General features: G+C 74.2%; 9 protein-coding genes and 1 pseudogene. 5 read left to right on the top strand and 5 right to left on the bottom strand.

Annotation, left to right across the window (positions count from 1 at the left end):
* From AOK22_RS23920 to AOK22_RS23910, 3 genes are all read left to right on the top strand, one after another.
* Window positions 1-299 (top strand): pirin-like C-terminal cupin domain-containing protein (locus tag AOK22_RS23920; RefSeq protein ID WP_279617093.1); only part of this gene is annotated, 299 nt, incomplete at its 5' end.
* A 25-nt stretch (window positions 300-324) separates the two neighbouring features.
* Window positions 325-666 (top strand): GNAT family N-acetyltransferase, encoded by a 342-nt coding sequence (locus AOK22_RS23915; RefSeq protein WP_055700771.1) that lies wholly within the window; start codon window positions 325-327, stop codon window positions 664-666.
* A gap of 23 nt (window positions 667-689) precedes the next feature.
* Window positions 690-3,584: an AAA family ATPase gene (locus AOK22_RS23910; protein WP_063795319.1), complete on the top strand. Its 2,895-nt coding sequence runs from the start codon at window positions 690-692 to the stop codon at window positions 3,582-3,584.
* Window positions 3,585-3,620: 36 nt separating this feature from the next.
* Here AOK22_RS23910 and AOK22_RS43885 read toward each other — a convergent pair.
* Both AOK22_RS43885 and AOK22_RS23905 read right to left on the bottom strand, forming a co-directional pair.
* Window positions 3,621-3,798, bottom strand: a pseudogene (locus tag AOK22_RS43885) (zinc-binding dehydrogenase); the annotation flags it as partial.
* A gap of 65 nt (window positions 3,799-3,863) precedes the next feature.
* Window positions 3,864-6,596 (bottom strand): AAA family ATPase, encoded by a 2,733-nt coding sequence (locus AOK22_RS23905; protein WP_055700769.1) that lies wholly within the window; start codon window positions 6,594-6,596, stop codon window positions 3,864-3,866.
* 130 nt (window positions 6,597-6,726) lie between these two features.
* Between AOK22_RS23905 and AOK22_RS23900 the strand changes: the two genes are divergently transcribed.
* Window positions 6,727-7,617: a helix-turn-helix domain-containing protein gene (locus AOK22_RS23900; RefSeq protein WP_055700768.1), complete on the top strand. Its 891-nt coding sequence runs from the start codon at window positions 6,727-6,729 to the stop codon at window positions 7,615-7,617.
* 8 nt (window positions 7,618-7,625) lie between these two features.
* On the opposite strand, the gene AOK22_RS23895 is transcribed toward AOK22_RS23900, so the two are convergent.
* Window positions 7,626-8,609 (bottom strand): helix-turn-helix domain-containing protein, encoded by a 984-nt coding sequence (locus AOK22_RS23895; RefSeq protein WP_079036773.1) that lies wholly within the window; start codon window positions 8,607-8,609, stop codon window positions 7,626-7,628.
* Window positions 8,610-8,902: 293 nt separating this feature from the next.
* On the opposite strand from AOK22_RS23895, the gene AOK22_RS23890 reads away from it, so the two are divergent.
* Entirely contained in the window at window positions 8,903-9,925 is a 1,023-nt protein-coding gene (locus AOK22_RS23890) for an alpha/beta hydrolase (RefSeq protein ID WP_055700766.1), read from the top strand.
* A 23-nt stretch (window positions 9,926-9,948) separates the two neighbouring features.
* On the opposite strand, the gene AOK22_RS23885 is transcribed toward AOK22_RS23890, so the two are convergent.
* A complete protein-coding gene (locus AOK22_RS23885; RefSeq protein ID WP_237773104.1) occupies window positions 9,949-10,863 on the bottom strand; it encodes an AraC-like ligand-binding domain-containing protein in 915 nt (304 codons plus the stop codon).
* Window positions 10,864-11,044: 181 nt separating this feature from the next.
* Window positions 11,045-11,404, bottom strand: a complete 360-nt coding sequence (locus tag AOK22_RS42935; protein WP_244164953.1) for a hypothetical protein — start codon at window positions 11,402-11,404, stop codon at window positions 11,045-11,047.
* Window positions 11,405-11,741: the final 337 nt, after the last annotated feature.

The raw sequence follows: 11,741 nt of genomic DNA, 5'->3' as shown, positions 1-11,741 counted from the left end.
CCCTCGACCGGGCGGAGCTGGGCTACCTCGGCTCCGGCCGCACCGCCCTGACGCTGACGAACGAGACGGACACCGCGGCGCGCGTGATCCTGCTGGGTGGCACGCCGTTCGAGGAGGAGATCGTCATGTGGTGGAATTTCCTCGGCCGCAGCCACGAGGACATCGTCGAAGCCAGACAGGCGTGGGAAGCGGCCTCCGACCGCTTCGGAGAGGTCGAGGGCTACCCCGGCGCCCGCCTCCCCGCGCCCGCCCTCCCCAACGCCACCATCGCACCGCGCAAGAACCCCGCGCGTACCTGACGCTTCCCAGAAAGGCAGTACGACGATGACGCAGTCCGAAACCACCCCGACCGTCCGGCGCGTGGACGCCAGGCACCGCTACGAGATCCTCGTCGACGGCGAGAGCGCGGGCTTCACCGCGTACCGTGACCGCGACGACCGGCGTGTGTTCTTCCACACCGAGATCGACGACGCCCACGCCGGACAGGGCCTGGCCTCGATCCTCGTGCGGGAGGCCCTGGAGGACGTGCGGAGCGCGGGTCTGCGCGTCGTGCCCGTCTGCCCCTACGTGGCGAAGTTCCTCAAGAAGCACGAGGAGTTCGCCGACCTCACCGAGCCGGTGACGCCCGAGGCCCTGGAGTGGCTGGACAGCGTCCTGAAGCGCTGAGCGCCGACGGCAGGGGCGAAGCCATGAGCGAGGGGAGTACGACCGGGGCCGGGTCCGGGCTCGGCGCACCGGAGTTGACCGGGCGCGAGACGCAACGCGCGGTCATCGACGCGGCCCTGGCAGGCATCGCCACCACCGGGGCGTCCGTCATCCTGCGCGGCGACCCCGGCACGGGTCGGACGGCCCTGCTGGCAGCGGCCGAGGCGACGGCCCGCCGGGCCGGTCTGCGGGTGCTGCGGATGACCGGCGCGGAGGCCGAGTCGGAGCTGCCGTTCGCCGCCCTGCACCAGGTCCTGTGGCCCCTCCTCGGCGACTCCGACGGTCTCTCCGAACACCAGCGGCACGCCCTGGAAAGCGCGTTGGGCGTCCGCGAGGGCGCCCCGCCCGAAGGGTTCACGGTGGCGGGCGCCGCCCTCACCCTGCTCGCCCACGCCGCCGCACGCCGCCCCCTGGTCGTACTCCTGGACGATCTGCAGTGGGCCGACCCGTCCAGCGTCGCCGTGTTCGGATACGTACAACGGCACGTGGCCCCGCTGCCCCTGGTCGCGATCGCGGCGACCCGGCGCACCGGGACCGCGACCGGCCGCGGCCGGGCCGCCGACCGTGCGGAGCACGACACCACCGCCTGCCTGGCGGGACAGGTGATCGACCTGCCGCCGCTGGACGCGCCTCAGGCCGAGCTGCTGCTGCGGACCCGCCACCCGTCCCTGCCCGAGGGGGTGCGCCGCAGGGTGCTGCGGGCGGCCGCGGGCAACCCGCTCGCCCTGCACGAACTCCCGGAGCAGGTGGGGCGACTGGCCGCCGACCGTGCCGAATCCCTCGCGAGCCCCGCGTCGCCGCAGATGCCCGAGCTGTTCGACGCACTGCCCCTGGGGGAACGCCTGGGGCGGCTGTACGAGGACAGGCTGCGCGCCCTGCCCGCCGCCGCCCGCGACCTCCTGCTCGTCGCGGCCCTCGGCGATGCCTCCACCCGGCACCGCACGACGCTGCGGAACCTGGCGGAGCACGCCGCGGGCTCACCCTGGCACCGGATCGAAGAGCACATCGAACGCTCCGGGCTCGCGCACCTCGACCCGGAGCGGGAACTCCTGGAGTTCCACCACCCCCTGGTGCGCGCCTCCCTGGCGCACCTCGCCTCCCCGGCCGAACTCCGCGCCGCCCACCGGCAGCTCGCCGACGCCCTGCCCGCCGAGGACGCGCGGCGCACCCTGCACCTCGCGGCCGCCGCACTCGGCACCGAGGCCGAACTCGCCGCACGGCTGCACGCCGAGGCCGACCGTATGTCCGCCCAGGGCGGAGACGCCGAGGCGGCGGTACTGATGGCGCGCGCGGCCGGACTCAGCCCCGACCGGACGAGCAGGATCGCCCGTCTCGTCGCCGCCGCGGCCCTGGCCGTACGCGCCGGTCGCCCGCACCTGGCGGCGGAACACCTCGCCGAGGCCGAGGCCGCGGCACGCCCCGGCAGGCCCGAACCCGCCGCCCCGTACGCCTTCGCCGTCGCCTGCACCCGACTCCAGCTCGACGCCGACCCACGTCCCGCCATCGAGTTGCTGCCCGCCGTCCTGGACGCTCCGGTCCCGCCGGACGCCGCGGACCAGCACGCCGCACTCATCGGCCCGATCCTCTTCCTTCTCCTCGTCGCCGCAGCCCTCACCGGGGACGAGCGGGCGTGGGGCGCCGTCGACCGGCACGCGGCGCACCCCGACGCTCCCACCGGGGCGGAGCTCTGCCGACAGGCCTGGTCCGGCCCCGGCCCGGCAGTCCACGAGGTGCCGCGGCGGCTGCGCGAGGCGGTCGCGGCCCTGCCCGCGGACCGCGAGACCACCGCTGCCTGGCTGCTGCTCTGGACGGCCGCGGCCGTCGATTCCCTCGGTGAACACTGCGCGCTCTGGAGCGCGTTCGCCCGCAGGCACGCGTACGCCACCCAGACGTTCACGGACAGCCTCCGGGCCCACGACGACTTCCTGCACGGGAACTGGGACACCGCCCTGGCCGCCGCGCGCGCCGGCGCGCGAACCTCCGCGGAACACGGCTACGCGCTGGCCGAGACGCTGTTCCTGCAGACCGCGGGACAGATCCTCGCCGCCCGCGGGGACCGGGCGGGGCTCGCCGCACTGGAACCGGTGCTCGGCACCCGGGCATGCGAACGCCGTCTGCGCCTGGTCACCGACCTGTTGAGCGGGATGCTGACGCTGTGCGCCCTCGGCAACGGGCACGCCGAGGAGGCATGGCTCCACGCCTGTGACCTCACCGCGCCCGGTGCGGTCGAGGACCGCGGCCCGTGGACGCATCTCTCACTGGTCGACCGGGTGCAAGCCGCGGTCGACAGCGGACGGACCGAGGAAGCCCGGCGCCATCTGAGGGCGGTCCGCTCGTCCGGCCTCGCCCGCGTCTCGGCGCACCACACCTTTCTGGTGACCGTCGCCGAGGCCATCGCCGCCGCCGACGACGAGGCGGACGAGCGGCACGCGGCCGTGTACGCCCAGCGGGACGCGGAGAACTGGCCCTTCCCGCTCGCCAGGGCCCACTTGGCACACGCCGTGCGGCTGCGCCGGCAGCACCGGCCCGAGGAGGCGAGCGCGCACTGCCGTGCCGCGCTCACCGTCTTCACCCGCCTGGCCGCCACGCCCTGGGCCGCGCGGGCCTCCCGTGAACTCGCCGCGGCCGACGCGGACATCGAGGCGGCAGGCGGGACAGCCGGGCACCACCCGCTGCTCACGGCGCAGGAGACACGGATAGCCCGGCTCGCGGCCCGAGGCCTCACCAACCGGCAGATCGGCGCGCGGCTCTCGCTCTCCCCGCGGACGGTCGGCGCGCACCTCTACCGGATCTTTCCCAAGCTCGACATCACCACCAGGGCAGGAATCGCACGGGCCCTGGAAGCCTCTCAGGTTCCGTCCGTGAACCCCCGCGGGTGAGCAGCGCAGTGCACTGCCGGATCACTGGCGAGGTCGAGCGGTCCCCGGCGCGGCGGCGTCGGCCAGGTCCACGCCCTCGGGGACGGTACCGAGCGAGGCGGGGCCGACCGCCACCCGCTCCGCCCACGCGTGGGGGAGCCGTTCCCACGGCGACGCGCGTACCTTCGGGCGGCCCCGAGCCGTCGGACGCGGCGCGCACCACGATGCCGGCCGCGCCGTCTGCCGCCTTCTTGGAACCCTACGCAGGACCGGGACAGCGACCAGATCCGTGAGAATCAATCAGTTGACGATCTGTGTCAGAGCACCCGCGAGAGCCGCCCGCGACGTGACCCCCAACTTCGGGAAGATCCGGTAGAGATGAGCCCCGATCGTGCGGGGCGACAGCTGGAGCGCGGCGCCGACCTCCTTGTTCGTGAGCCCGGTGGACACGAGGCGGGCGACGCGCAACTCCTGCGCCGTCAGCTCGGCGGCCGGGACGGTCGTGCCGTTCGACGTGCGGTCCGCGGCCCGCAGTTCGGCCCGGCACTGCTCCACCCACGGATCCGCACGCAGCCCCTGGAAGGCACGGACGGCGGCATGCAGCGTTTCGACCGCCTCGGCGCGGCGTCCCCGACGGCGCAGCCCCGCCCCGTGCAGCAGCCGCAGGCGTGCCATGTCGAAGACCCACTCACCGGCTCCCGGCACCGCGCAGGCCGCCGCGTACGCCGCGTCGGACTCCCTGTCGTCCGCCGTGACCGCGGCCGCGGCCGCAAGGAGGAAGGCGTGGTGCGCGGAGACGGAGTCCATCCGCGCGGCCCGCCCCGCCGCGACGTGGGCCAGCGCCTCCGCCCGGCGGCCGCAGCGCAGGCTCGCCACGACGAAGTCGAAGAACGGGAGGTGGAACCACGCGAGGCCGCGCGGCAGCCGGCCCGGCGGCATGATGCGGCGCAGCAGGAGGTACGCCTCCTCGTGCCGCCCGTGCGCCAGTGCGGCGAGCGCGTCGAGACGGTCCAGGTGGTCCGTGACGAACCGCATCCGTGCCGACGTCGCCACCGGCCCGATCCGCGCCCGTACTTCGCGCAGCCCGCGCTCGTCGCCGCGGCCCGCCAGGAAGTGCGCGTAATAGTGCCGGAAGAGCAGGGCGTTGCAGTGGTACCCGAGCTCCTCCGCGGTGTCGGCCTCGCGCAGACACTCCTCGGCGGCGTCCCAACGACCCCGCAGGAACGCCTGATGGCATCGTGCCTTCGCGACGGACCCCTGGGTGGCGTACGTGTGCTCGTCGTCGAAGAGCCGCCGCAGCTCCTCGTCGGCCGCGTCCACCGCCGACGCAGCCCAGAGCAGCAGCCAGGCACCGGCGGTCTCCCGCCGGGCCGCGACGCGCGCCACCAGGGACCGCAGGTCCGTCTCCGCGCCGTGCGCCGTGCGCGGCGGGTCCGCCCACGCGCGGTGGCACAGGCGTACGGCGGGGGAAAGGTGCCCGCGATGCCGCTCGAGCACGTCCCAGCCGCGCGGGTCACCTGTGTAGGCCGACGCGAGCAGCAGCTTGAACGCCATCTGCTCGACGAGATCACCGAAGACCGGTGCGCCGGGCGCCGTGAGCGCCTCCAGCGCCCCGGGCAGCAGCTCGAAGGACGAGGCGAAGTCCACGTGGTGGCTCTGGTCGACGTACACGACCGCGTAGGCGAAGAGCGGGGCGATGTCCTCCGGCACGGGACCGCGCCGGATCTCCCTGAGGAGTTCCCCCGCGTACGCGAGCCGCCCGCCCCGCGCCGACATCACGGCGGCCCACGTCAGACGACGCGCACGGTCGCCGGGACCGGTCCCGAGTGCGGCCGCTCGGTCGAGCAGCATGGCCCCCTCCGCGTCACCGCCGCGCAGCGCGATGCGGGTGCCCGCCTCCTGGAGCCGGGCGGCGAGCCGTTCGTCCGGGCCCTCGGCGGCGGACGCCTCGTGCAGGAGCCGACGCGGGTCGTCCTCGCGCAGCCGTCCCGCCAACGACCGGTGCGCGGACCGCCGTTCGGCGTCCGGGGCGGCGGCGATCACAGCGCTCCGCACCAGGGGATGCCGGAAGACCAGCCGTCCCGCGGCGTCCCAGCGTGCGAGCCCGCTCGCCTCGATCGCGTCCGGAACCCGTTCGGCTCCGCCCTGTTCTCCCGGGCGCAGGGCATCGCCCGCGACGTCCGCCGCGTCGTCCAGCGCGGCGAGCAGCAGGACGCGCGCCGCGCTCCCGGGCAGCGACCGCACCCGCCGCGCGAACACCTCCTCCAGACGGCTGCCCAACGGCAGCCGGTCCGGGAGCGGTACGACGCGCCTGCGATGCCCGTCCGCCAGTCGGCCGGGCAACTCGGCCAGGGCGAGGGGGTTGCCCGCGGCCGCCGCGAGCACCCGCCGGACGGCACCGGCCGCGAGCCCCGGGTGCCGGCGCCGCAGCAGCGTCCGCGCGTCCTCGCCCGACAGCGCCTCGACGTCCACCGGGTGGGCGGGCCAGCCCTCCAGCGCGGACCCGTCCGACCGGCTCGCGCACACCATGACCACGGGCAGACCGACGATCCGCTGGTGAAGAAAGACGAAGACGGCGGCACTGGAGGGGTCCACCCACTGGAGGTCGTCGACGACGATCAGCACCGGGGCGCGGCGCGCCTGTTCGGCGAGCAGCGCCAGCGCGGCAGCGCCCACCATGAACCCCTTCGGCGGCAGCCCGTCGCGCAGCCCCAGGGCCCGTTCCAGGGCGAGCCGCTGGTGCGGGGACAGCCCGCGCGAGTTCTCCCGCAGCGGCAGCAGCACACGGTGCAGCGCACCGAAGGCGATGCCGGACTCCGACGCGCTGCCCACCACGCGCAGGACGGTGAACCCGTCGCGCGTCGCGCGCGTGGCCGTCCACTCCAGCAGCGCCGTCTTCCCGATGCCCGCTTCGCCGCGCAGCACCGTCGCCGAACCGTACGCCCCGCTGCGCGCCGCATCGAGGGACCGCTCCAGCAGCGCCTGTTCGCGCCGACGGCCGACGAGCGTCCTGTCACCCTGCCCGCTGCCCATGACTCTCCCCTGGTCGCCTGCGACCACCGTGGCACCACCGCGTTGCCTGTGCGTGCACGGCTCGTGCCCCTGCCCGCACAGCAGGCCGCACGATCTCGTCAGGCGGGTCCGACCGCAGCAGGCTGATCGCGTGACGACGACCACGCCCACCCCCACCACGGGGGACACCTACGCAGACCGCACGCTCGGCTTCCTCCGTATCCGCACGTTCCGGGGAGCGGCGCGCCCGGTCCGGCACGTTCCCGACGCAGACGCCGCGACCGACCCGTACGTCCTGCTGGGCTTCCACACCGAGGGGCGGGCCACGCTCGGCGGGCCGGGCAGCACCGAGGTCTGCCTGCCCGGAGACGTCTTCCTCCGCGACGGCGCGCATCCCCTCACCCTGAAGGAGACGGAGGAGTTCGAACTGCACCTGGTGCACGTCCCGCACCGGGCCCTGGCGCTCACCGACCGGCAGGCGCGCGACCTGACCGGACGGGCGCCGTTCGCCGACGGGAACATGGCGCCGCTGCTCGGCTCGCTCCTGAGCGAGATCGCCGCGGCGGAACCCGGTCCCCCGTCACGGGCCGCGCTCCGCTCGGCCGGGGCGGTCGCCGACCTCGTCGCGCTGCTCGCCGTCGAGGACGCGGGACCCGGCTCCCCCGAGGACGGACAGGACCGCGAGGCCCTCGTCCGCAGACTGCGCGCGTACGTCGACGCGAACCTGCGGGACCGGAACCTGACACCGGCCACCGTCGCCGAGGCCCAGCACATCTCGATCCGCTATCTGCACAAGCTCTTCGAGGGGCGGGGCAGCACGGTCGGCCGGTGGATCCAGCACCGCCGCCTGGAGGAGGCCCGTCGCGAGCTGGCCCGTCCGGCACGCGACGACATCACGGTGGCGGCGGTCGCCAGACGCTGGGGATTCGCCAGCGCCACCCACTTCAGCCGCAGTTTCCGTACGGCATACGGCATGTCGCCCAGCGACTGGCGCGACGGCCGGACCAGACCCGCCGAAGGACCTGGCACCGGTCGCCGCTGACGGCACCGTCAGACACGCGCCCTCGGGGCGTCGGCCGTCCCGGACATCGCCATCCGCCGCCACTGCTGCGGCGGGTGGCCGTAGACGGACTTGAACGCGCGGCTGAAGTGCGCTGGACTGCGAAAGCCCCAGCGGGCGGCGACCACGGCGATGGACGGACTGCTCCGGCCGCGCCGCGCGAGCTCCCCGGCGCACCGCTCGACGCGCTGACGCTGGATCAGCCTGCCGACGGTGACGCCCTCGGCCTCGAAGAGGCGGTGCAGATAGCGGACCGAGATGAGGTGCGCCGCGGCGATGAGGTCCGCGGACAGTTCCGGGTCGCCGAGGTGACGGTCGATGTACTGGCGGATGGTGACGACCAAGGGGTGCCGGTCGTCCTCGGGTGGTCCTTCCGTGTCCTCGGCGAGGTCCTCGACGAGCCCGGCGACCAGATCTGTGACGAGACCGCCGAGTCGTTCGCCCAGCGGGGCGGACACCCGCGGGGCCGAGGTCTCCAAGTGCCGGAGCAGGGCAGGGAGAACTGCCCCGGAGCCCGCGGGGGGCAGGAGCGCGCGGGCCGTGAGGGACCGCAGGGGGACCGAGGGAACGTGCAGCGCGTGCAGGGGCAGCCGCAGGAAGAGCGTGCGGGCCGCGCCCTCGTGCTCGACGGTGAAGGCGCGCCGCAGGTCGATGAGCGCCGACTCGCCCGGTACCACGGACGCGCCGCGTCCGTCCTGGACCAGCCGCACCGTCCCCACGCGCGGGACGAGCAGCGCGACCGCTTCCTCCTTGCCCGGCGCGGCCGGGCGGGGGGCGCGGACCAGCCGCAGCGGCCCTGAAGCGCAGGTGAGCATGCGGACGTAGCCGAACTGCCGGAGCGACACGGACCCGTCCGCCCGCCTGTCGGTGTCGTCGGGTGTCACGAGGGGAGTGAGCCAGCGCGCGAAGGCGGACTCCACGTCGGTCGAGGTCTCGGTGCCCGGCGACACGGCCGTTGTGGATCGAGTGCTCACGGAGGGCTCCCTTCAACCGTCCCCGGGCCGGTGCCCTGTGCGTGGCAGCGGGGGACGGTCACCCCTGGTCCACGGCCCATGACCGTGAGTCTGAGCCGCCGACCGCAGGAGGCGTTAGGTCATATGACTGCCTTTCGCGTCCGCCTCGGGCGCCGCGCCCGAAGTGTGCACGCAGCGGCACGGATCAGCGGGGCCGCCGGTCCCTTTTCCGGCCGATGGCGTCCTAGGGTGAGTACTCCGAGCCGGCGGAGCCGCGAACGGCACCGCGATCCGCCCCCTGCGCAGGAGTCCCCGTGGAAGCAGACGGTCCAGTCGTCGGGGAGAGACCTGTGCTCGAACGGCACACGAGGGTCTTCGCCGAAACGTATGCCTGTCCCTCCTGGCCCGAGTCCGAGTCCGAGTCCGCGTCCGGACCCGGATCCGAACCCGGGTCCGACGACCCCGCCTTGTCCAGGTCCCGCATGGCCGCCCTGTGGGACGGCGGCGGCGCGGACGACCCGGACGTCGAGGAGGAGTGGCTGGCACTGCCGGGGCACGACGGGAACCGCATCAGGGTACGGATCCTGCGCCCGGCCGGTGCCGACGAGCCGCTGCCGGTCGTGCTGTACCTGCATGGCCTCGGCTGGATGCTGACCGACGCGTACGCGCACCGGCGGCTGCTGGCCGACCTCGTGCTCGGCGCCGATGCCGCCGTGGTCGTCCCCGAGTACGACACCCCGCGCGACGCCCGCCATCCGCACGCCGTGGAGCGCGCCTACACGGTGGCCCGCTGGGTCGCGGGGCACGGCGCGGTGTGCCGCCTGGACGGGGCCAGGATGGCGGTCGTCGGCGCCAGCGCGGGCGCCCAGCTGGCGGCGGCCCTCACGCTCGTGGCGCACGAGCGCGGCGGGCCTGACTTCCGGCACCAGGTCCTCGTCTGCCCGGTGACGGACTCGGCGATGGATACCCCGTCCTACCGGCGGTTCGCGGACGGGTACTTCCTCGGTCGCGCCGCCATGCACGGCTACTGGCAGCAGTACGCGCCCGACCGCGAGAGCCGGGAGCACGGGACTGTCTCGCCGCTGCGCGCGCCGGTGAGCAAGCTGCACGGTCTGCCGGCGGCGCTGGTCCTGACGGCCGAGGCCGATGTGCTCCGCGACGAGGGCGAGGCGTACGCGGCCCGGCTGAGGGAGGCGGACGTGCCCGTCGTGTCGATCCGCTACCAGGGCACGATCCACGGCTTCGTGCTCTTCGACCTGCTCCGCGGGACCGAGGCGTCCCGGGCGGCCCGCATCCAGGTGACGGACACACTGCACGCCGCCCTGCACTCGGCCTGAGCGCCGCTCCGTACCGGCGCTCCTCAACCGCCGTCGGTGCTCGCGACGTCGCGGTGCCGGCGCCACTCGCTCGGGGACGTGCCGTACGCCGCCTGGAAGCGGCGGCTGAAGTGACTCGGGCTGGTGAACCCGCACCGCGCTCCCACCGCCGCGACGGTGAGCCGGTCGTAGCGGGGCGCGGTCAGCATCGCGCGCGCCTTGGCCAGACGCTCGGTGATGAGCCACTGCTCCAGTCTGATGTCCGCGTCGTTGAGCAGGGCGTAGAGCTTGCGCACCGAGACGGCGTGCTCCCGTGCGATCCGCTCCGGTGTCAGGTCGCGGTCGGCGAGGTGGCGGCGGGCGTACGCCAGGACCCGTGTGAGCAGCGTCTCGTCCATCGCCGAGCGGACGGCAGGGGACTCCTCGGCGTGCGCGGCGGAGACGAGCAGCGCGCGGACGAGCTCGGTGGTGGCCGTGGCGAGGGCTCCGGCGCCGGGGTCGCCCTCAAGACGTCCCGGATCGCGCCAGACCCCGCGCAGATGGTTGAGGACCAGGTCGTACATGGGGCTGGCGCGCAGTTGCAGTGAGGCCTTCACCACGGCGTCCACCGGCACGTCCAGGCGGTCCATGTCGAACATCATGGACCGGGACGCGCCGTCGCCCGACCAGCCGTAGACCCGGGGCGACAGCTCGTGGAACACGCAGATGTCGTCCGGTCCGAGGACCTGCTGCCTGCCCGCGATCTCGGCCCGATGGACGCCTTCGGGCTGGAGCGAGACCGAGATCACCGGCCGGCTGCGGTGATGGCGCACGTGCCGGTCGTTGCGGCGCACCTCGAAGCCCGAATTGCGGGTGGAGAAGAGCCCGAGCCCACCCACCTGCCACAGCTCCATGCGCGCGTGGATGCCCGTCTCCGGCTCCTCGTGGACCACTTCATTGGGCACCAGCGAGTCGGTCAACGCATGATGAAACGCGTCCGCCCGCTCGCGTGGCGCCACGGTGGACAGATCGACGAGCAGCACACGACCCCCAAGACGACTACCCCCATGAAGCAGACATTCTGCCTCATGGGGCAGAGGCGCTCCGCCGCCCGCGCTGTGCGCGGCCCGCCACCGGCAGGGACACGAGTCGCGCGTACGTTCAGGCCGTGGGCACGCGGTCGAGGAATCCGAGAACGGCACGGATCCGGCCGTCGTCGGCCAGCGTGATGACGTCGAACACGGCGACAGGGGCGGTCCGGGTCGCACGAGCTGACCGAGACCAGTGCGGGGGAGCCAGATTTCTGTGGGCAGTGTTGCATTCGCTCCCCCAGAGGGTCGGGTCGGCTGCCGGTGGCTCGGTCGGCTTGAGCCTTGGGGTGGCGAGGCGGTAGCAGTCGGTACCGGTCTGGATGATGGCCCCGCTGAAGGTGGGACGGCCGATGATGGCCGCGCAGATCCTTCTCAACCACCCGCGGTTCGGCGCCCGGGTGAATCCGGTGTCGAGGCGGCTTTCGCGCATCCATCGAGAGCCGCGGCGGGGACCCGAGTGGCGATCGTGCCCCCGCCCCCGGCCAGTGAATTCCATCGATCGGTTTCCGTCGCCGCCACGACGGCCTAGGGATCCTTTCCCTCCGCGCAGAGATCATCACGGCACGGAGCGAGGCACAGGAATCTTCGGGAGCACGACCGAGGCCGGCAGGCGCGCAGGAGGGGGCACGGGCTGCTGCGCGCTGCCGAGACGCCCGGCTGGCTCGACGGTGCATGGAATGGGCGGGGCCTGTGGCGGTCAGCTGCTGACGCGTGGGGGAAGCGGGTAGGCGTCGAGGTCGACGGGGCCGGGGAGGTTGGACGCGGGG

It is taken from the genome of Streptomyces silaceus (assembly GCF_001419745.1).
GTDB lineage: Bacteria > Actinomycetota > Actinomycetes > Streptomycetales > Streptomycetaceae > Streptomyces > Streptomyces silaceus.
The sequence above is the reverse complement of the archived record's forward strand: the minus strand, read 5'-3'. Positions and strand labels throughout refer to the sequence as shown.

Excerpts from the sequence above, each read along its gene's own strand:
- AOK22_RS23915 (WP_055700771.1), top strand. The coding sequence starts at position 325 with ATGACGCAGTCCGAAACCACCCCGACCGTCCGGCGCGTGGACGCCAGG.
- AOK22_RS23910 (WP_063795319.1), top strand. The coding sequence starts at position 690 with ATGAGCGAGGGGAGTACGACCGGGGCCGGGTCCGGGCTCGGCGCACCG.
- AOK22_RS23905 (WP_055700769.1), bottom strand. The coding sequence starts at position 6,596 with ATGGGCAGCGGGCAGGGTGACAGGACGCTCGTCGGCCGTCGGCGCGAA.
- AOK22_RS42935 (WP_244164953.1), bottom strand. The coding sequence starts at position 11,404 with ATGCGCGAAAGCCGCCTCGACACCGGATTCACCCGGGCGCCGAACCGC.